General features: G+C 72.0%; 18 protein-coding genes. 8 read left to right on the top strand and 10 right to left on the bottom strand.

Going from position 1 to position 19,481, the window contains the following annotated elements; genetic code table 11:
- Positions 1–147: 147 nt before the first annotated feature.
- From AB0B48_RS22010 to AB0B48_RS22030, 5 genes are all read left to right on the top strand, one after another.
- Entirely contained in the window at positions 148–1,485 is a 1,338-nt protein-coding gene (locus AB0B48_RS22010) for a sensor histidine kinase (RefSeq protein WP_357204336.1), read from the top strand.
- Positions 1,482–2,198, top strand: a complete 717-nt coding sequence (locus AB0B48_RS22015) for a response regulator transcription factor (protein WP_357204338.1) — start codon at positions 1,482–1,484, stop codon at positions 2,196–2,198. The genes AB0B48_RS22010 and AB0B48_RS22015 overlap by 4 nt, the downstream gene beginning before the upstream one ends.
- 80 nt (positions 2,199–2,278) lie before the next feature.
- A complete protein-coding gene (locus tag AB0B48_RS22020) occupies positions 2,279–3,172 on the top strand; it encodes an ATP-binding cassette domain-containing protein (RefSeq protein ID WP_355007277.1) in 894 nt (297 codons plus the stop codon).
- A complete protein-coding gene (locus tag AB0B48_RS22025; RefSeq protein WP_357204340.1) occupies positions 3,169–4,230 on the top strand; it encodes an ABC transporter permease in 1,062 nt (353 codons plus the stop codon). Before AB0B48_RS22020 ends, AB0B48_RS22025 begins: the two co-directional genes overlap by 4 nt.
- 178 nt (positions 4,231–4,408) lie before the next feature.
- Complete coding sequence (locus AB0B48_RS22030) at positions 4,409–6,202, top strand: carbohydrate binding domain-containing protein (protein ID WP_357204342.1); 1,794 nt, start codon at positions 4,409–4,411, stop codon at positions 6,200–6,202.
- Positions 6,203–6,272: 70 nt separating this feature from the next.
- Here the strand turns inward: AB0B48_RS22030 and AB0B48_RS22035 are convergent, their stop codons facing one another.
- The gene (locus tag AB0B48_RS22035; RefSeq protein ID WP_357204344.1) at positions 6,273–7,301 is read right to left on the bottom strand and encodes a helix-turn-helix domain-containing protein; all 1,029 of its coding nucleotides are present in this window, start codon (positions 7,299–7,301) and stop codon (positions 6,273–6,275) included.
- Between the two features lie 251 nt (positions 7,302–7,552).
- Here AB0B48_RS22035 and AB0B48_RS22040 point away from each other — a divergent pair, with 251 nt between their 5' ends.
- Complete coding sequence (locus tag AB0B48_RS22040; protein WP_357204346.1) at positions 7,553–8,545, top strand: helix-turn-helix transcriptional regulator; 993 nt, start codon at positions 7,553–7,555, stop codon at positions 8,543–8,545.
- A gap of 12 nt (positions 8,546–8,557) precedes the next feature.
- Here AB0B48_RS22040 and AB0B48_RS22045 read toward each other — a convergent pair whose 3' ends face one another.
- From AB0B48_RS22045 to AB0B48_RS22055, 3 genes are all read right to left on the bottom strand, one after another.
- Positions 8,558–9,175 (bottom strand): DUF402 domain-containing protein, encoded by a 618-nt coding sequence (locus AB0B48_RS22045; RefSeq protein WP_357204348.1) that lies wholly within the window; start codon positions 9,173–9,175, stop codon positions 8,558–8,560.
- A 129-nt stretch (positions 9,176–9,304) separates the two neighbouring features.
- Complete coding sequence (locus tag AB0B48_RS22050; RefSeq protein ID WP_091401738.1) at positions 9,305–10,057, bottom strand: YebC/PmpR family DNA-binding transcriptional regulator; 753 nt, start codon at positions 10,055–10,057, stop codon at positions 9,305–9,307.
- Between the two features lie 250 nt (positions 10,058–10,307).
- Positions 10,308–10,967, bottom strand: coding sequence for an NAD(P)H-dependent oxidoreductase (locus AB0B48_RS22055; protein WP_357204350.1), 660 nt, complete (start codon positions 10,965–10,967; stop codon positions 10,308–10,310).
- A gap of 103 nt (positions 10,968–11,070) precedes the next feature.
- Here AB0B48_RS22055 and AB0B48_RS22060 point away from each other — a divergent pair, with 103 nt between their 5' ends.
- Positions 11,071–11,922: a helix-turn-helix transcriptional regulator gene (locus AB0B48_RS22060; protein WP_357204352.1), complete on the top strand. Its 852-nt coding sequence runs from the start codon at positions 11,071–11,073 to the stop codon at positions 11,920–11,922.
- A 15-nt stretch (positions 11,923–11,937) separates the two neighbouring features.
- Here AB0B48_RS22060 and pdxT read toward each other — a convergent pair whose 3' ends face one another.
- The 6 genes from pdxT to pgsA all read right to left on the bottom strand — a co-directional run bounded on the left by pdxT (position 11,938) and on the right by pgsA (position 16,993).
- Positions 11,938–12,543 (bottom strand): pyridoxal 5'-phosphate synthase glutaminase subunit PdxT, encoded by a 606-nt coding sequence (gene pdxT / locus AB0B48_RS22065; RefSeq protein WP_357204354.1) that lies wholly within the window; start codon positions 12,541–12,543, stop codon positions 11,938–11,940.
- A gap of 2 nt (positions 12,544–12,545) precedes the next feature.
- The gene (gene pdxS / locus AB0B48_RS22070; RefSeq protein ID WP_355007264.1) at positions 12,546–13,463 is read right to left on the bottom strand and encodes a pyridoxal 5'-phosphate synthase lyase subunit PdxS; all 918 of its coding nucleotides are present in this window, start codon (positions 13,461–13,463) and stop codon (positions 12,546–12,548) included.
- A gap of 159 nt (positions 13,464–13,622) precedes the next feature.
- A complete protein-coding gene (locus AB0B48_RS22075) occupies positions 13,623–14,126 on the bottom strand; it encodes a hypothetical protein (protein ID WP_357204357.1) in 504 nt (167 codons plus the stop codon).
- Between the two features lie 81 nt (positions 14,127–14,207).
- Complete coding sequence (locus AB0B48_RS22080; RefSeq protein WP_357204359.1) at positions 14,208–15,368, bottom strand: glycosyltransferase family 4 protein; 1,161 nt, start codon at positions 15,366–15,368, stop codon at positions 14,208–14,210.
- Between the two features lie 16 nt (positions 15,369–15,384).
- Positions 15,385–16,317: a phosphatidylinositol mannoside acyltransferase gene (locus tag AB0B48_RS22085; protein WP_357204361.1), complete on the bottom strand. Its 933-nt coding sequence runs from the start codon at positions 16,315–16,317 to the stop codon at positions 15,385–15,387.
- Between the two features lie 46 nt (positions 16,318–16,363).
- Positions 16,364–16,993 carry a phosphatidylinositol phosphate synthase gene (gene pgsA / locus AB0B48_RS22090; protein ID WP_357204363.1) on the bottom strand — a complete coding sequence of 210 codons (630 nt, stop codon included), beginning with the start codon at positions 16,991–16,993 and terminating at the stop codon, positions 16,364–16,366.
- Positions 16,994–17,242: 249 nt separating this feature from the next.
- On the opposite strand from pgsA, the gene AB0B48_RS22095 reads away from it, so the two are divergent.
- The gene (locus AB0B48_RS22095; protein WP_357204365.1) at positions 17,243–19,399 is read left to right on the top strand and encodes an elongation factor G-like protein EF-G2; all 2,157 of its coding nucleotides are present in this window, start codon (positions 17,243–17,245) and stop codon (positions 19,397–19,399) included.
- Positions 19,400–19,481 lie beyond the last annotated feature (82 nt).

Below are 19,481 nucleotides of genomic sequence, written 5' to 3' on the forward strand. Positions count from 1 at the left end.
CACCCGCGCACACACCACCCCGTCTTTCACACCTGACCCGGCGGCCGGGCGCGTCCCCCGCGCGGCGCCGTCGCCCGTCGACGCGACCGGACCGGCACGAGCCCGCCCGGTCGACGGGCCTGGTGGACGGCGTGGCATCGTTCCTGGATGAGCGTGGCACCGAGAGAGGAATGGCGTCGTCCGGGTCCGACGGCGGAGCAGCGCCGAAACGACCTCTGGATCGGCCTGGGGATGACCGGGCTGGCGTTGGTCAGTCTGACCCTGGCCCGCAGCACCGGCGCGTTCCTCCTGGGCCCCCCGCCGTCCGGGCCGGAGCAGCTGTTCTGGACCGTCGCGGTGACCCTCCCGCTGATCTGGCGACGACGCTGGCCGACCGCGACCCTGCTGGTCGTCGCGGTGGCGTTCATCGCCGCCCAGGCCCGCTCGGCCCCGGAGACCCAGTTCTCCTCGTGGGCCCTGTTCTGCGCCCTCTACACCGTCGGCGCGTGGGGGCAGGACCGCCACCTGTCCCGCCGGCTGCGGATCGGCGTGATCGCCACGATGTTCGCCTGGCTCGGTGTCTACTACGCGGTGATGATCGACCACATCCCGGCGGATGCCTTCGCCGACGCGGTCGGACCGGTGCCACCGGTGCTCGCCGCGATGGTCACCGGCGTGCTGCTCAACGTACTGGTCTTCGGTTTCGGGTACTTCTTCGGCGAGACCGCGTGGGTGGCCGCGCGCCGCGAGCACGAGCTGCGCGCCCAGGCCGAGGACCTGCGCCGGTCGCAGGCCGAGGCCCGGGAGCGGGCGGTCCTCGGGGAACGGGTCCGGATCGCCCGCGAGCTGCACGACGTGGTCGCCCACCACGTGTCGGTGATGGGCGTGCAGGCATCCGCCTGCCGCCGGGTGTTCGACCGCGACCCGGGTAAGGCCCGCACCGCGCTGACCGCCATCGAGCAGAGCGCCCGCACCGCCGTCGACGAGCTGCGTCGGATGCTCGGCGTGCTGCGGACCTCCGCCGGCACGGACGCCGCGACGCCGCCGGCCGGCGGCGTCGAACGGATCGACGAGCTGGTCGAGCGGGCTCGGGCCGCCGGGCTGACGGCCACCCTCGGGGTGTACGGCGACCCGGTCGCGTTGCCCGAATCGGTCTCCCAGACGGCTTACCGGGTGACGCAGGAGGCGGTGACCAACACGTTGAAGCACGCCGAGGCGGCCCTGCTCGACGTGCGGGTCCGGTACCTGGCCCGGGAGGTGGAGGTCGACGTGACCGACGACGGGCGGGGCGGCGGGCGGGCCGACACCGACGGATTGGGCCTGATCGGCATGCGCGAACGGGTCACCGCCCACGACGGCGACCTGGAGGCCGGGCCACGGGCCGGCGGCGGCTGGCGGGTACGCGCCCGCTTCCCCCTGGCGGCGTCGCCGGACCGACCGGTGGGCCCACAGCGGGAGCCGAGCGACAGGCAGCAGGCGGCAGCCGGCGCGGAGCCGTCGGCATGAGCGCGGCAGGCCAGCAGGCGCGTGACGCCGGGCCGACGGTGCGGGTGCTGCTCGCCGACGACCAGCACCTTGTGCGTACCGGCTTCCGGGTCATCCTGGAGGTGGAGGACGACATCGAGGTCGTCGGTGAGGCCGCCGACGGCGAACGGGCCGTCACCATGACCCGAGCCACCCGCCCCGATGTCGTACTCATGGATGTGGAGATGCCCGGGATGGACGGCCTGGAGGCCACCCGGCAGATCGTCGCCGACGGCCCCGGGGCGCCAGCGGTGCTGATCCTCACCACCTTCGACCGCGACGACTACCTGTTCGCGGCGCTGCGGGCCGGGGCCAGCGGCTTCCTGCTCAAGAACGGCACGCCGGAGGAGCTGATCGAGGCCATCCGGGTGCTGGCCAGGGGCGACGGTCTGCTCGCACCCGAGATCACCCGCCGGGTGATCTCCACCTTCGCCCGACCCGGCGACCCGGCGGGCACCGCCCACCGGGGCCCCGAGGCCGATGCCGCGCTGGCCGGGCTGACCCCGCGCGAGCGGGAGGTGCTGATGCTGCTCGCCGCCGGGTCGAGCAACGCGGAGATCGCCGCGGCCATCCACCTGGGCGAGGCGACGGTGAAGACGCACGTGAGTCGGGTACTGGCCAAGCTCGGCCTGCGCGACCGGGTGCAGGCAGTGGTGTTCGCGTACGAGAACGGGGTGGTCCGGCCGGGCGGGTGACGGCGTCCGCCGCGAGGTGGACCCGCCCGCTCACCCGGCGGGCGGACGGCACGGCGGCGTGATCGATCTAGCGTGTGTACGTGACCAGAACGCTTCGCCTCGACGGCGTCGACCGCAGCTTCGGCGACCGTCAGGTGCTCAGGAACGTGTCCTTCGAGGTGTCCGCCGGCCGGATGACCGGTTTCGTGGGCGCCAACGGCGCCGGCAAGACCACCACCATGCGGATCATCCTGGGTGTGCTCGCCCCCGACGCGGGCGAGGTGAGCTGGGGCGGCACCACGCTGACCCCGCAGGACCGCCGGCGCTTCGGCTACATGCCGGAGGAGCGGGGCCTCTACCCCAAGATGACCACCCGCGAGCAGGTGACCTACCTGGGCCGGCTGCACGGGCTGGACGCCGCCGCGGCACGACGGTCCACCGACGCGCTGCTGGACCGGGTCGGGCTCGGCGAGCGCGGCGACGACCTGCTGGAGACGCTGTCGCTGGGCAACCAGCAGCGGGCCCAGATCGCCGCCGCGCTGGTCCACGACCCCGAGGTGCTGGTGCTCGACGAGCCGTTCTCCGGCCTCGACCCGCTGGCCGTGGAGACCGTCGTGGCCGTGCTGCGGGAACGGGCTTCGGCCGGCGCGCCGGTGCTCTTCTCCAGTCACCAGCTCGACGTGGTGGAGCGCCTCTGCGACGACCTGGTGATCATCGGGGACGGGGTGATCCGAGCCGCCGGCAGCCGGCAGCAGCTGCGCGACTCGTACACGGTGCCCCGCTTCGAGCTGGTCGTGGAACACGACGCCGGCTGGGTACGCGACCACCCCGGTGTGACAGTGGTCGAGTTGGACGGCGCGCGGGTGGTCTTCGACCTGCCGGCCGGCACCGACGAACAGCCCGTGCTGCGGGCCGCCCTCGCGCGCGGCCCGGTCCGCGCCTTCCGCCCGGTCAGCCCCTCGCTCACCGAGATCTTCCGAGAGGTCACCCAGTGAACGTCACCCAGGCCACCCGGTTGGTCGCCGAACGCGAGATCCGGGTCAAGCTGCGCGACCGCACCTTCCTGTTCGGCACGTTGTTCTTCCTGTTGATCGCCGCGGCCGGCACCATCCTGCCGCCGCTGCTATCCGGCGGCCCGGACACTGTGGCCGTCACCCAGGAGGCTGCCGGGCCGCTGCGGGACGCCGGACTCGACGTCCGCGTGGTTGCCGACGACCGGGCCGCCGAGCAGGCCGTCCGCGACGGTGACGTGGACGCGGCGGTGGTCTCCGGTCCGAAGGTTCTCGCGATGGACGAATCCCCCACCGACGTGGTCCAGGCGCTGAGCAGCTCGCCGCCGGTGCAGCTGCTCGACCCGGACGCTGTCGATCCGGTGGTGGCGTTCCTGGTGCCGTTCGTCTTCGCGTTCGTCTTCTTCATCACCTCGCAGACGTTCGGTGTGCAGATCGCGCAGAGCGTCATCGAGGAAAAGCAGACCCGGATCGTGGAGATCCTGGTCGCCGCCGTGCCGGTCCGGGCCCTGCTGGCCGGAAAGGTGGTCGCCGGGGCGATCCTGGCGTTCGCGCAGATCGCCCTGATCGCGCTGGTGGCGGTGCTCGGGCTGCAGATCGGCGACAGCGGAGGTCTGCTCAGCCTGCTCGCCCCGGCGATCGGCTGGTTCGTACCGTTCTTCCTGATCGGTTTCGTGCTGCTCGCCGCCATGTGGGCAGCGGCCGGCGCACTGGCCAACCGGCAGGAGGACATCGCCGCCGTCTCGACGCCGGTGCAGCTCGCCGTCATGCTGCCGTTCTTCGCGGTGATCTTCCTGAACGACAACGCCACAGCGATGCGCGTGCTGTCCTACCTGCCGTTCTCGTCGCCCACGGCCATGCCGCTGCGGCTCTTCACCGGCGACGCGGCCGGCTGGGAGCCGATCGTCTCACTGCTCCTCCTGGTGCTCGCCGCCGGCGCGTTCCTTCTCGCCGGGGCCCGCGTGTACGAGGGGTCACTCCTGCGCACCAACGGCCGGACCTCGCTGCGCACCGCCTGGCGGGAGCGGGAGACGATCGGCTGAGCCAGCGGTCCGCCCCGCCCGGGCGTCGGTGTCCTCATCGGATGCCGGCGCCCGCTGCCGTACGGCACCGTGCCGAGCGCTGTTCGGGGGCCGTGAACAGCGCGAACACTCCTACGTTGAGCCGATCCTCACGGCAACGACCTGGTCGTCGCCGGTTTCCGGACCGGAAAGGCTCCCGATGTCCCCACCGATCACCGCACGGCACCTCCGTCGTCTGCTCAGCGTCGTGCTCGCTGTCGCGCTCGCCAGCACCCTCACCGCCCTCGTCCGCCCCGCGCCGGCCGCCGCCGCTCCGGGCGACCTCATCCTCAACGGCACGTTCGACACCGGCAGCACTCAGCCCTGGTGGACCCGGCTCGCCTCGACCAGCACCACTGTCAACGCCGGGCAACTGCGCGTCCGCACCAGCGCCACAGTGGGCAAGCCCGTCTGGGAGGACCTGGTCGGTCACTTCGAGTTCGGGGTGACGGCCGCGCAGGCGTACCGGTTGCAGTTCGACGCCTCGGCCGAGGTCAGCCGCTCCCTGCGCGTCTCGGTCTCCCGGGCGGACACGCCCTTCACCTCCGCCGTCGACCGGAACGTCACGCTGACGTCCTCCATGAGCCGCTTCACCTTCGACTTCGTGTCCCCGTTCGGCGACCCGAAGGCGGTGCTGCTGTTCCACTTCGGCGGCCAGACCGCCTCGACGGTCCGGTTGGACAACATCTCGCTCACCCCGCTGGCCGTGAACTCGGCCACCGACCCGATCCTGTACTGGAACGGTGTCCTGCTGGCCACCTACAAAGCACTGGACCTGCCGCCCACCTCCTCGTCGCGCGAGGCCGCCATCCTGCACGCGGCGATGCACGACGCCGCCGTCTCGGTCACCGGGGTCGGCAACCCCTACCGGGTACGAGTGCCGGTCAGCTACCCCGGCACCATGGACAACGTCGTCGCGCCGTCAGTGCACGCCGCCATCGACCGGGCCGCGTACGACGTGCTGACCGCCCTGTACGGCGGTCAGGGCCAGTCCTACTCCGCGGCCCTCGCCGCCGCTGTCGCGCTCCGACCGTCCGGGGTGAACGCCGCCGAGGTAGCCCGTGGTGACACCGTCGGTGCGGCGGCGGCCGCCGCCAACCTCCAGGCCCGCGCCAACGACGGCTTCGACAACCCCACCGCCTACCCGGTGCAGGAGAACGTGCCCGGCGCGTGGCGGCCGACAAACGGCAAGGCGGCGGTCAGCCCGAACTGGGGACTGGTGACCCCGTTCGCGCTCACCTCGGGCCGGCAGTTCCGGCCAGGCCTTCCGGCCGGTGCCACCGGGTACGCCGACCTGCTCGGCAAGCAGGAGTACCGCACCCAGGTGCAGGAGATCCGCGACTACGGCGGTCGGACGTCGCCGCTGCGGACACCCGAGCAGACGCAGATCGCGTTCTTCTGGGCCAACGACCTGGGAGGCACCTACAAGCCGCCGGGTCAACTCTTCTCGCACACCCGGATCGTGTCGGAGCAGCGTCAGCTCGGCATCCTCGCCAACGCCCGGCTCTTCGGGCTGGTGGCCCTCGCCCTCGCCGACGCCGCCATCGCCGCCTGGGACGCCAAGTACCAGACGCCCATCGACCTGTGGCGGCCGGTGACGGCGATCGAGGCGATGGAGGGCCCCGGTTGGCAGCCGCTGTCGAAGACCCGCGAGGGGGTGCCGTACACCCCGGCGTTCCCGGCCTACATTTCCGGGCACGCCACCTTCGCGGGGGCCTGGTCGGCGGTGATGAAGAGGTTCTTCGGCACCGATGCGATCGCCTTCGACGCCACGACGGACGACCCGCACGCCGTGGGAGTGGTGCGGCACATGACCGGCTTCGACCACGCCGCCGAGGAGAACGCGCTGAGCCGGATCTACCTCGGCGTGCACTATCGCTTCGACGCGGACGCCGGCCTCGCCACCGGCCGCTCGGTGGGCGCGTACGTCTTCGCGAACCGCCTGCGACAGTGAACCGTCGGTCGGGTTGACCGACGCTCCCCGTCCGGTTCGTGGACCGGACGGGGAGCGGCACGCGTGACAGCTACGCCGCGCAGTTCCAGTGGCCGAAGTCGCCGGTACGGGACCAGACCTCCCGTGCCGCCCTGATGTTCCACGCCGCGTCCAGCGCCGTCTGGCGGTCGACGCCGAACCGGGACACCTCCATGTCGCTGAACTGGAACAACCCCCAGCGGCGTGACCCGTCCTCGATGACCTCCACCCGGTACGGGTCCAGGCCGGACAGGCAGCGCGCCACCTGCACCGCCCCGGCCGGGTCCTCCGGGAACGTCCGCCGCAGGTGTTTGCCGATCCGGTCCTCCGACCAGGTGGCGGGCACCGTGCGATCGCCCGCCAACTCGTCCAGCAACCGCTCGTCCGCCGTGCCACTGACCGGCAGGCCGCCAAACGCCTGGAACACGATCACCCGGCTGGTGGTGTCCGGGCCGAACCAGCCGTCGACCGGGACAGTGAGTCCGTCGGCCACCAGATGTTCCTGGAGGCTCAGCACGCAGGGGCCGTACATGCCCTGGCGCAGCACCTCCGGGCAGCCGACGGTCGACGAACTGTCGACTGTGGAAGGGCTGAGAGGTCGCAGCGCCCCGGTCGCCCCGACTGTCAGGACGCCGAGCACCGCCAGCAGCGCCAGCCGAAGCCAGCGACGGGCCGGCCAGGGCGCTTCGGGCCGCGGCGGAACCGAGCCGACGCTCGGGCGGATGTCCGCCGCGACGGCGGTGGACGGGCCGGCAGGGGTCCGTTGCGCGTCGCCCTCCCCTCGAGAGTGCTCGCCGAGGCGAGCTTCGAGGTCCCGCCGTGCCTCCAGCCACCTGTCGACCTCGACCGCAGGGGTGCCGCAGGCGGCCAGCAACGCGACGACGGTACGTTCCCGGGGCAGCGTCGTCCGCCCCAGCATCGTCGCGAGGGTGCTCGGCGGCAGCCAGTGCCCGGCCGCCGAGGCTTGCCGGGCCAGTTCCCGGTAGGTCAGACCGGAACGCCGCCGTACCTCCCTGAGCAACGCCACGTACTCCCCCGCCGTGGCCGCCTGCGGCACCGGATCCCGGACAGCGTCATCCATCGAATCTCCCCGTGTGGTTGGTGTGGTCCAGCCGAACCCGTGCCGGCCCGAGCCGGTCGGCCGTACGCCGGTCAGCGGCGCGGCCATCGACAACGACGCTAGGTAACCCGGCCGGCCAGGACAATGCCCTGGTCACCGCGCTGGGCTGTCCGGGCAGCTCAGAGCAGCTTGTCCGGATCCTGTCCGACCATGTCGGACAGTCACCGGGACCTGATTTGCCCTCGCGTCCGCGGTGTCTGGAGAATCGGGCGATGACCACGGGGGAGCTACGCCCGGACGACGCGTCCGACCCGGCCGAATTCGTCGAGATGCTGCGCCAGCTCAAGGACCGGTCTGGCCTCACCTACCGACAACTGGAACAGCGCGCCGCGTCGACAGGCGACGTCCTGGCGCGCAGCACCGCGGCGGACATCCTGCGGCGGTCCACACTGCCACGTCCCGAGGTGGTGGCCGCGTTCGTGCGGGCGTGCGGCGCGGGAGAACAGGTCGAGACGTGGCTACGGGCCCGACACCGCATCGCGGCAGGTCAGTTGGCCCCGCCGTCCCCGGCGGCGGACCCGCCATCGGTCGACCCGGTCACGACGGTGGCCCCGGAGCACTCTGGCCCGGCCCGCCCACGCTGGTTCGCGCGGCCCGCGCCGGTGGCGCTGCTCGTCGTCGCCCTGCTGGCCACGCTCGGCGTGGGCTTCTGGATCGAGCGACGCGACGACGAACGGGGGAAGTCCGCCCGAACGACCGATCCGACCGCGTCGGCGGCTGACGGTGCCCGTTCGCCGAACGCCGGGCCCAGTCAGATCAGCCCCATCCGCAGCCCGCATCTCTGCCTCACTGAGGGCCGCGATCGCAACGGCCAGTACACGAAGGAGATAGCGGTCCAGCGGCCCTGCACGGAGGCAACCCCACCGGACACCTCGCTGGAACCGGTGGCCGACGGAATGTTCTTCATCCACTGGATCCACCCGGTGCTCGGGAAGGGCTGCCTCACCATCCGGGAGGAAGATCCCGGCCGGAACCTCCTCGAACCCTGGAACGCGAAGGATTGCGACGCGAACAGGCCGACGCAGGTGTTCCACTTCGAACCGACCGGAGCGAGCCCCGACGCGTACCGGATCCGGCCCGACCGGAGCGAGTTGTGCGTCGGCCTGCGCGCCGACGACAACGAGGTGGCGGACGCGGCACTGGTCGAGCCGTGCACCGGAGGCCTGGATCAGGTGTTCCTGGTCAAAGCGCTGCCCGGGAACTGACGTCGCCGCCGCTCACCGCGCGGGTGGCACCTGATCCCAGCCGGCGGGCAGCGGGGGCGCCGTCCAGGCCGGGTCCGGTTGCCAGGTGGCCCACGACCGGTCCCACCAGCGCTCACCGGCGTCGAGCAGGGCAGCGATCCGGTCACCCTCGGCCTGGATGGCGTCCGCCATGCCCGGGTAGCGCCCCTCGACGAGGCGCTGGGCGAACAGTTCCACGTCCTTCCAGACGTACCGGTCGGCGTCCGCGGCCCACCACAGGTCCAGCTCGTGGTCCAGGGTGTCCACCCCGATCGGGGTACGCCGCACCGGGTCCTGGAGGTTGAAGTACCAGCCGGCGAAGTCGCGCGCCGGCCCGACCCAGAACACGTCGATCGAGTGCGCCTCACCGGGGCGTTGCAGCATCAGCTTGCCGTGCCCGGACCAGGAGCGGTGCCCGCCGGCCTCCCACGGGTGCCGCCCGCAGGGGAAGGCGCCGGTGTCCGGGTAGCCGAACTCGGCCCCTGGTGGGAGGTAGAGGGCGAGCAGGTCAGGCGAATCCTCGACGCAGATCGTCGGGCAGCCGAACCAGACCTCACCCCGCAGCACCTCACGCCGTACCACGGTGTCACCAGCCGCAAACCGCGCCACCACCACGGGATCCCCCTCAACCCACATCCCGCCGCGATCTTGCACTTTCTGTTGGCGATATGCCAGGTGTTGCCCGGTGTGTCGGGTCAGAAAGTGCAAGATCGCGGCGGGGTGAAGCGCGGCGAGGTCAGGTCAGGCGTCGACCGCTGCCATCACGTCGTCGCTGACGTCGAAGTTGGCGTAGACGTTCTGGACGTCGTCGCAGTCCTCCAGGACGTCGATCAGCTTGAAGATCTTGCGCGCGCCCTCTTCGTCCAGTGGCACGTTGACGCTGGGGATCAGGGAGGACTCGGCCGACTCGTACTCGATGCCGGCGTCCTGCAACGCCGTGCGCACCGGGATCAGGTCGGTCGGCTCGGAGACCACCTCGTACGCCTCACCGATGTCGTTGACTTCTTCGGCGCCGGCGTCCAGGACGGCGAGCATCACGTCGTCCTCGCTGGTGCCCTCCTTGGGGACGATCACCACGCCCTTGCGGGAGAACATGTACGACACCGAGCCGGCGTCGGCGAGCGAGCCGCCGTTGCGGGTCAGCGCGGTCCGTACCTCGGTCGCCGCGCGGTTGCGGTTGTCGGTGAGGCACTCGATGAGCATGGCGACGCCGCTCGGGCCGTACCCCTCATACATGATCGTCTGCCAGTCGGCGCCGCCCGCTTCCAGGCCGGAGCCGCGCTTGACGGCGCGGTCGATGTTGTCGTTCGGCACCGAGCTCTTCTTCGCCTTCTGGATGGCGTCGAAGAGCGTCGGGTTGCCGGTGGGGTCGCCGCCCCCGATCCGCGCGGCCACCTCGACGTTCTTGATCAGCTTGGCGAACATCTTGCCGCGCTTGGCGTCGATGACGGCCTTCTTGTGCTTGGTCGTCGCCCACTTTGAGTGGCCGGACATCTTCTACCTCCGTTGCTACCCGCCGTCTGCATCGACCGCACCGCTCACGCCCCGCTCCCACCGGCGCACGCGGAGGTGCCGGTCAGCTCTGGTGGAAGCCGTGGCGGGCAGATGGCCCTGCCGAATCTCCGCAATCCTACCGACGTCCCTCGGGTCGCTGTCACGCACCGCGCGTGGCGGCCTCCCCGCGCCTGCCCAAATCGGGCAGACGCCGGGAAAGCGGATTCACCTCATCAGGATGGTCTCCATTTCAGCTCACCAGCTCCGCCTGGTCGGCCGCCACCCGCGCCGGGTCGACCGGACGCCCTGCTCGCGACAGGGTCACAATCTCGGTGAGCATCGCCGACAACTCCGCCTCCCGGCCGTCGGCCGGCGCGAAGCGGCCGGCGGTCGGGTCACCAGGGTCGGCCCCGGTGAAGTCGAAGTCGGTGAAGATCGACAGTGCCACCTCCGTCGGCACCACCACGGTCCGCACCTCGGTCAGGATCGCCCGCAGGTGGTCGGCTGCCCGAGTGCCACCCCGCACGCCGTAGCTCAGCACCCCGGCCACCTTGTCGGTCCACTCCGCGTACAGGTAGTCGATGCCGTTCTTGAGAGCGGCCGGGATCGAGCGGTTGTAGTCCGGGGTGACGAACACGAAGGCGTCGCAGGCGTCCACCACGGCCGCCCACCGCAGGGTGTGCGGGCGCCGGTAATCGCCGAACAGTGCCGGCACCGGCTCGTCGAGCAGTGGCAATTCCTGCTCCGCCAGGTCGACGAGGGTGCAGACGGCGTCCCCGACACGTACCACCTCGTGCCGCTCCGCCACCTCCATGGCCCAACGGGCGATCGCCGTGCCACGTCGGCCGGGACGGGTGCTGCCCACGATCAGGCCGATCCGCAGCGGACCCGTGCTCTGTGCGTTTGTCATGACCACGATCCTGTGCGCGACGGCACGGGCCGGGGAGACCGCAGCGAGGATGGCCCTGTCAGGGCCACCCACCAGCCGATGCCGGCTGCCAGACTGGTCGGTGATGGACGGAGAGCTGGGCGCATTCCTCCGCAGTCGTCGCGAGGCGCGGCAACCGGCCGAGGTCGGCCTCGCCGAGGGGCCGCGCCGCCGCACCCCCGGGCTGCGCCGAGCCGAACTGGCGACATTGGCGCAGGTCAGCGTCGAATACCTGACCCGGCTGGAGCAGGGCCGCGACACCCGGCCGTCGCCGGAGATCCTCGCCGCGCTCGCCGACGCGCTGCGCCTGGACAGCGCCGACCGGGAACACCTGCGGCAGCTCGCCTCGGCCCAGCACGCCCGACAGCTCTGTTCGGGCGACCGGCCTACGGTTTCCCGTACCGTCCGGCCAACGGTCCGCGCCATGCTCGACGCGCTGCGCGACACCCCGGCGTACGTGCTCAACCGGCTCGGTGACGTGCTGGCCTGGAACGACCCGTTCGAGCGGCTGGCCCGCCCGCTCGGCCTGCTGGACGGATCGCGACCGAACCTGGTCTGGTTCGTGCTGACCGACGAGCGGGCCCGCGGGCACTACCCGCAGTGGTCGGCGGTGGCCGATCAGCAGGTTGCGAAGCTGCACCTGCTGCGGCGAGGCGACCCGGCCAGCGACGCCTTCGCCGAGCGGCTGGCCCGGACGGTGGGAGCGCCGTTCACCGACCGTTGGCGGCGGCGACCGGTGACCGCCGCACGGGCCGGCCTGCTCACGGTGCGCCACCCCGAGGCGGGGCTGCTCCGCCTCAACAGCGAGACGCTGGAGCTGCCCGGGGCAGACCCGCAGCGGCTGGTGGTGCAGTTGCCCGCCGACGCCGCCACAGCGACCGCGCTCGACGAGTTGGCGGGCCGCCGCCCGGGGCGCTTGCGTGCGGTCGCCGGCTGAGCGACGGGCACCCCGTCATCCGGCAGCGCGGACCAGGTCCACGAAGTACGCGTGCACGCGCAGGTCACCGGTGAGCTCCGGGTGGAACGAGGTGGCCAGCAGGTTGCCCTGTCGCACCGCGACGATCCGGTCGGCGGCCGGCCCGTCGGACACCACCCCGATGACCTCGACGCCGGCACCGACCCGCTCGACCCACGGCGCGCGGATGAACACCGCGTGGAACGGCTCGCCCGGCACCCCGGCGACGGTCACCGGCGCCTCGAACGAGTCGACCTGCCGGCCGAACGCGTTGCGCCGGACGGTCATGTCGATGCCGGCGAAGCCCCGCTGATCGGGTCGACCGTCGAGCACCTCGGTCGCCAACATGATCATTCCGGCGCAGGAGCCGTAGACCGGCATGCCGTCGGCGATCCGCTTGTCGATCGGCTCGCGCATCTCGAAGATGTCGGCGAGCTTGCTCATTGTGGTGGACTCGCCGCCCGGGATGACCAGGCCGTCGACCGCGTCCAGCTCCGCCGGACGGCGGACCGGGCGGGCGTCCGCGCCCGCCGCGGCCAGCGCCGCCACGTGCTCGCGGACATCACCCTGGAGCGCGAGCACACCGATGGTGGGCGCGCCCATGCCTACCAACCCCGCTCGGCCAGACGGTGCGGCTGCGGGATCTCGTCGACGTTGATGCCGACCATGGCCTCGCCCAGGCCCCGGGAGACCTTGGCCAGCACGTCCGGGTCGTCGTGGAAGGTGGTCGCCTTGACGATCGCGGCGGCCCGCTGAGCCGGGTTGCCCGCCTTGAAGATGCCGGAACCGACGAAGACGCCCTCCGCGCCGAGCTGCATCATCATCGCCGCGTCGGCCGGGGTGGCGATCCCGCCGGCGGTGAACAGCACCACCGGCAGCTTGCCGCTCTCGGCGACCTCCTTGACCAGCTCGTACGGGGCCTGCAACTCCTTGGCCGCGACGTACAGCTCGTCGGTCGGCAGCGAGGCCAGCCGGGCGATCTCCTGGCGGATCTTCCGCATGTGGGTGGTGGCGTTGGAAACGTCACCGGTGCCGGCCTCGCCCTTGGAGCGGATCATCGCCGCGCCCTCGGTGATCCGGCGCAACGCCTCGCCCAGGTTCGTCGCTCCACAGACGAAGGGCACCGTGAACGCCCACTTGTCGATGTGGTTGGCGTAGTCGGCCGGGGTCAGCACCTCGGACTCGTCGACGTAGTCCACGCCGAGCGACTGGAGGATCTGCGCCTCCACGAAGTGGCCGATGCGGGCCTTGGCCATCACCGGGATGGAGACCGCCTCGATGATCCCGTCGATCATGTCGGGGTCGCTCATCCGGGACACCCCACCCTGCGCGCGGATGTCGGCGGGCACCCGCTCCAGGGCCATCACCGCGACGGCGCCGGCGTCCTCGGCGATCTTGGCCTGTTCGGCGTTGACGACATCCATGATCACGCCGCCCTTGAGCATCTCGGCCATGCCACGCTTCACGCGGGCGGTGCCGACGACGGGGGCGTTACCGGTGTTCGAGGCGGTGTTTTCGGGCACGGGTCATCGCTCCTTGGACATGCTCTGGGGCTGGCGGCGGAAATGCTACGCGCGGTGCAACGCCGCACCGACAGCCAATCAGACCCCCGGTGGCCTGCGCTGTGGCACTGGTCACCGGGCCGCCGTACCCGTCCGGAAGCGGGCGGCAACCGTCGAAGGTCAGGCGGCGGGGACGTCCGCCGGCACGACGAGGGTCGGGTCGTCGATGTCGAAGTAACGCGGCCACTCCCGGCCCCGCCCCATCCGCAACAAGCGCACCAGCGGCCGGCTGCGCGCCGAACGGGCGTCCCGGACCAGATCGGTGTGCACCTGCCGGGACAACGCGAGCCGACGGCTCGCGGCGATGACCGCCACGCAGTCCGGGTCGCCCGGGTCCAACTGGACGCCGCGCAACTGCCGGGTGAGGTCGTTCTCCGCCGCCTCCCGCTCGTCCGGACCGGCGTCCAGGGCGATCCGGGCCGCCGCGTACAGCTCGACGCCGAAACGCCGCTCAGCCAGGACCGCGGCTGCCGCCGCGCGGCGCAGCAGGTGGGCGTCGAGGGCCCGGGCCGCCAGCTCCGCGCGGCCCTGTAGCCGCTCCACCCGGCCGGCGGTCCAGATGAGGTACGCCGCGACCAGCCCCACGACCACGCTCGCGGCCACCACCCACCACATGTGCGGCATCGTAGTGCTGCTCCGTTTCGTCCGATTGGGCGCGGCCGGACCGGTCCCGCCGGTCACCACCGCACCATCCGTCACACCGGCTCAGCTCAGCCCCACCCACTCCTGGTCGATGACCCGCCCATCGGTTGCCTCGATCGCCGCTGCGTATACCTCCAGAACGCGGCGAGCAACCACCGGCCAGTCGAAATTCGCGACCACCTGATCGCCACAGGCAGTCAGCGTGGCCCGCGCGGCCGGGTCGTCCAGCAGCTCGGTCAGCACGTCACGCAGCCCCACCGAGTCTCCGGTGGGGAAGAGCCGACCGGCCCGCCCACCGTCGAGCACCCGCCGGAACGCGTCCAGATCGCTGGCGATGACCGTCGTGCCCGCCGCCAGCGCCTCGGTGAGGATCATGCCGAACGACTCACCGCCGGTGTTCGGTGCGACGTAGAGGTGCACACTGCGCAACATGCGCGCCTTGTCCGCTTCGCTGACCAGGCCGAGGAACGTGATCTGCTCGTGCAGTTCGGCCGGGAACTGGTCGTACAGGTCGTCGGGGTCACCCGGGCCGGCGACCAGCAACCGCAGACCGGGCCGGGTGGCGGCCAGCGCGACGAACGCGTCGCGCAGCACCGGGAAGCCCTTGCGCGCCTCGGTGAACCGGCCCAGGAAGCCGAGCGTGCCGCCGGTGCCGGCCGCGCACTCCCCCGGCCAACCCGGCAACGGCTCGGCGTCGGCGAACTTGGCCACCGCCACCCCGTTGGGGATCTCCACCGCCCCGCCGTCCATGTGCTCGACCTGCACCTTGCGGGCCAGCGCGCTCACCGCGATGCGGGCCGTGATCCGCTCCAACACGATCTGGAGCACACCCTGCGCGGCGGCGAGGACCCGCGAACGGGTCATCGCGGTGTGGAACGTGGCCACCACCGGGCCACGGGCACTGAGCACGGCCAGCAGCGACAAACTCAACGTGAGCGGCTCGTGCACGTGCAGCACGTCGAAATCACCGTTGGTGATCCACCGCCGAACCCGGGCGGTCGACACCGGGCCGAACGCGATCCGCGCCACCGAACCGTTGTACGGCAGCGGAACGGCCCGACCGGCCGACACCACGTACTCCGGCAGCGGCGAATCCTCGTCGGCCGGTGCGAGCACGCTGACCTCGTGACCCAGCGCGATCAGCGCCTCGGCCAGGTCCATGACGTGGTTCTGCACCCCACCGGGCACATCGAAGGAGTACGGGCACACGATGCCGATCCGCATCCGTCAGCCCACCTCCTCAGGCCGGGCCGGAGGCCGACGAGGGCAGCGCCGCGCCCTCCCCCGACCTCGCCTGGTCCAGCCACATCCGCTGCAACATGTGCCAGTCTTCCGGATGACGGGCGATACCCGCCGCCAGACCGTCGGCGATCAGCTGGGTCAGCGACCGGACCCGCTCGTCCAGCGGCCCCACCTCGGGGCCCGGCACCGGCAACGGACCAACCAGCGACGCGCAGGCGGCATCAGGTTCGTACCACAACGAGGCCACGTAGAGCGGCGCGCCGGTGTGCAGCGCGAGCAACGCCGGCCCCGCGGGCATCCGGGTCTTCCCACCGAAGAAGTCCACCTCCACCCCCCGGGCGGAGAGGTCCCGGTCGGCCAGCAACGGCACCACCGCACCGGCCCGCAGCCGGTCCAGCAACACGTCGAACGCCGGACGCGGCCCCCCGTGGGTCGGCAGGATCTCCATCCCGAGGACCTCTCGGAAGGCCAGGAAACGCTTGTACACGCCCTCCGGCTTGAGCCGCTCCATGACAGTGGTGATCGGCCAACCGGTGGCCGCCACCCAGGCTCCCGCGGCATCCCAGTTGCCGGCGTGCGGCAGGGCCACCACCGCGCCCCGACCGGCGGCCACGTCGGCGGCGAGCATCTCGGCGCCGTCGAGCCGGAAGCCGGACAGGATCTGCGACCGGCTCAGGCCGGGCAGCCGGAACGCCTCCATCCAGTACCGGGCATACGAACGCAACCCACGCTTGACGAGATCGTCCAACTCGGCGTCGGGCACCTCCGGGCCGACCACCCGGCGCAGGTTCGCGCGCAGTCGGGCCGTACCCCCGCCGCCGGCGCGGTGGGCGCGGTCCGCGCCCGCCCGGAACGCCGCCGCCACCAACGGCCGGGGTAGCGCGCGGACCACCCGCCACCCGGCGATGTAGCCCAGCTCGGTGAGGTTCACGCGACTCGGCCGCAGTTCTTCCGACGCCGGGTCGCCGGCACGCCACTCATGCCTGGCCGTCCGGCTGGAGCTGCTGGGCCTGGCGGTAGACGTGCGTCATCCGCTGCCCCACCGTGAAGATCGACACGGCGGCGAGCAGCCACAGCGCGATCTCCAGGGCCGGATCGACACCGACACCGGTGAGGATCCCGCCGACCCCGACGATGAGCAGTCGCTCGGTGCGTTCGGCGATGCCCACGTTGCAGGTCATGCCGAGCCCTTCGGCGCGGGCCTTGACGTAGGAGACGAGGCTGCCGGCGGCCAGGCAGACCAACGCGGCGGCGACACCGGAGTGGTCGCCCTCGGTGGCCAGCCAGTACGCGACCGCGCCGAAGACGGCGCTGTCGGCGACCCGGTCCATGCTTGAGTCGAGGAACGCGCCGAACCTGGTGGAGCCACCGCTCATCCGGGCCATCGTCCCGTCGAGAAGGTCGGTGAGCGCGAACAGGGTGACGATCAACGCACCCGCGACCAGATGGCCGCGAGCACCGAAGCCGAGCGCGCCGACGAGCACACCAACGGTGCCCGCGACGGTGACGGCATTGGGGGTGACGCCCGCGCGCAGCAGGGCGCGGGCAATCGGCTCGACGACGCGGGTCATCCCCGCGCGGGCCGACACTTGGAAGATCTTCGCCATGGCGGTCCCCACGATAACGGTCCGCCCAGCTCCGGCGATACGGACGGTACCGCCGACCCGCCCGGGGGAGGCTTGTGCCTACCCGGCAACGGGTGTGAGATCGAGCCGGGAGGTGAGCCAGCTCACCCGTCCGCCCGTCCCGTTCCCGCTGTGCAGCAGACCACCGGAGGATATCGCCGCGCACTCGCCCCGGGCCGCTTCCCGTCGCGCGGCGGTCGCCACCACCACCGGCTGAGGGAGGTGCGCCCCATGGCGCAGAAGAGTCACGAGAAGGGTTCCACCGGCGGCACGCCGGTGGTGACCGAGCCCGAGCGGGTTCGCAACGTGGTGCTCGTCGGGCACTCCGGGGCGGGCAAGACCACACTGGTCGAGGCCCTGCTCGCGGCGACCGGCACGATCGGCCGCGCCGGCACCGTGGTCGACGGCACCACCGTCGGCGACCACGACCCCGCCGCCGTACGCCAGCAGCGCTCCGTCAGCCTGTCCTGCGCGCCGCTGCTGCACAACGGCATCAAGGTCAACCTGCTGGACACCCCCGGGTACGCCGACTTCGTCGGTGAGCTGCGCGCCGGGCTGCGGGCCGCCGACGCCGCGCTCTTCGTGGTCTCCGCCGCCGGCGGCATGGACGCGGCCACCGTCGCGCTGTGGGAGGAGTGCGCCGCCGTCGACATGCCCCGCGCTGTCGCGGTGGCCCGACTGGACCAACCCCGCGCCGACGTCGACGAGACGGTGGCGCTCTGCCAGCGCCTCTTCGGTGACAACGTGATGCCGCTCTACCTGCCGATGCTCGGCGACGACGGGGTCTCCACCGAGGGGCTGCTCGGCCTGATCACCCGTCGGGTCTTCGACTACAGCGCCGGGCTGCCCGCCGACGTCCGCGACCCGGACCCGGAGCACCAGCGGGCCATCGACGAGTCCCGCGACGAGCTGATCGAGGGGATCATCGCCGAGAGCGAGGACGAGACCCTGATGGACCGCTACCTCGACGGCGAGGAGATCGGCGACGAGGTGCTCATCGACGACCTGGAGAAGGCCGTCGCCCGGGGCCACTTCTACCCGGTGGTGCCGGTCTGCGCCCACACCGGCGTCGGGCTCGACGTGCTGCTGGAGGTGCTGACCGCCGCGTTCCCGTCGCCGCTGGAGCACGAACTGCCAGCGGTGACCGGCGTGGACGGCTCGCCGCGTCCGCCGCTGAGCTGCGACCCGGCCGGGCCGCTGGTCGCCGAGGTCGTCAAGACCACCATCGACCGTCACGTCGGGCGGGTCTCGCTGGTCCGGGTCTTCTCCGGCACCCTGCGCCCCGACCAGACCGTGCACGTCTCCGGGCACGGCATGGCCGAACGCGGGCACCCCGACCACGACGCCGACGAGCGGGTCGGGCACATCTACACCCCGCTGGGCGCCACCCTGCGGGAAGTGTCGCTCTGCGTGGCCGGTGACATCTGCGCGATCACCAAGTCCGGCAGCGCCGAGACCGGCGACACCATCTCGACCAGGGACAACCCGCTGCTGATCGCCCCCTGGGAGATGCCGGAGCCGCTGCTGCCGGTGGCGATCGCCGCTCGCAGCCGCGCCGACGAGGACGCCCTGGCCCGCAACCTCGCCCGCCTGGTCGCCGGCGACCCCACGCTGCGGCTGGAGCGCAACCCGGAGACCCACCAACTGGTGCTCTGGTGCATGGGCGAGGCACACGCGGACGTGGTGCTCGACCGGCTGCGCGCCGGCGGCGTCGAGCTGGACACCGAACCGGTCAAGGTGTCGCTGCGCGAGACGCTGACAGTGCCCACGACGGGGCACGGTCGCCACGTCAAGCAGTCCGGCGGCCACGGCCAGTACGCGGTCTGCGACATCGAAGTCGAGCCGCTGCCCCGCGGCAGTGGCTTCGAGTTCGTCGACCGGGTGGTAGGCGGGGCGGTGCCGCACAACTACATCCCATCGGTGGAGAAGGGCGTCCGCGCCCAACTGGAGCGGGGGCTGGTCGCCGGGCACCCCGTGGTGGACCTGCGGGTGACACTGGTCGACGGCAAGTCGCACAGCGTCGACTCCTCCGACGCGGCCTTCCAGACCGCAGGCGCGCTGGCACTACGCGACGCCGCCGAGCGTGGCCAGCCGGCCCTGCTGGAGCCGATCGACGAGGTGACCATCCGGGTTCCGGACGGCTCGGTGGGCACGGTGATGGGCGACCTGTCCGGCCGACGCGGCCGGGTGCTCGGCACCGAGCCGGACCCGGACACCGAGGGCCGCACCCTCGTCCGCGCCGAAGTGCCAGCCACCGAGCTGCTTCGGTACGCCGTCGAGCTGCGCTCCATGACGGCCGGCACCGGCACCTTCCGCCGCCACTTCGTCCGCCACGACCCCATGCCCGCCCACCTGGCCGACCAGACCCGCAAGGAACAACTCCCCTAACCTCGCCCTGCCCTGCCCTGCCCTGCCCTGCCCTGCCCTGCCCTGCCCTGCCCTGCCCTGCCCTGCCCTGCCCTGCCCTGCC

The sequence above is a fragment of the Micromonospora sp. NPDC049089 genome (genome assembly GCF_040648775.1).
In the GTDB taxonomy this organism is placed as follows: domain Bacteria; phylum Actinomycetota; class Actinomycetes; order Mycobacteriales; family Micromonosporaceae; genus Micromonospora.

Coding starts and splice junctions, on each gene's coding strand:
- pgsA (WP_357204363.1), bottom strand. CDS start 16,993: ATGGCGAAGATCTTCCAAGTGTCGGCCCGCGCGGGGATGACCCGCGTC.
- AB0B48_RS22075 (WP_357204357.1), bottom strand. CDS start 14,126: ATGCCGCACATGTGGTGGGTGGTGGCCGCGAGCGTGGTCGTGGGGCTG.
- AB0B48_RS22010 (WP_357204336.1), top strand. CDS start 148: ATGAGCGTGGCACCGAGAGAGGAATGGCGTCGTCCGGGTCCGACGGCG.
- AB0B48_RS22055 (WP_357204350.1), bottom strand. CDS start 10,967: ATGACAAACGCACAGAGCACGGGTCCGCTGCGGATCGGCCTGATCGTG.
- AB0B48_RS22030 (WP_357204342.1), top strand. CDS start 4,409: ATGTCCCCACCGATCACCGCACGGCACCTCCGTCGTCTGCTCAGCGTC.
- pdxT (WP_357204354.1), bottom strand. CDS start 12,543: ATGGGCGCGCCCACCATCGGTGTGCTCGCGCTCCAGGGTGATGTCCGC.
- AB0B48_RS22015 (WP_357204338.1), top strand. CDS start 1,482: ATGAGCGCGGCAGGCCAGCAGGCGCGTGACGCCGGGCCGACGGTGCGG.
- AB0B48_RS22050 (WP_091401738.1), bottom strand. CDS start 10,057: ATGTCCGGCCACTCAAAGTGGGCGACGACCAAGCACAAGAAGGCCGTC.
- AB0B48_RS22040 (WP_357204346.1), top strand. CDS start 7,553: ATGACCACGGGGGAGCTACGCCCGGACGACGCGTCCGACCCGGCCGAA.
- AB0B48_RS22080 (WP_357204359.1), bottom strand. CDS start 15,368: ATGCGGATCGGCATCGTGTGCCCGTACTCCTTCGATGTGCCCGGTGGG.
- AB0B48_RS22060 (WP_357204352.1), top strand. CDS start 11,071: ATGGACGGAGAGCTGGGCGCATTCCTCCGCAGTCGTCGCGAGGCGCGG.
- AB0B48_RS22095 (WP_357204365.1), top strand. CDS start 17,243: ATGGCGCAGAAGAGTCACGAGAAGGGTTCCACCGGCGGCACGCCGGTG.
- AB0B48_RS22035 (WP_357204344.1), bottom strand. CDS start 7,301: ATGGATGACGCTGTCCGGGATCCGGTGCCGCAGGCGGCCACGGCGGGG.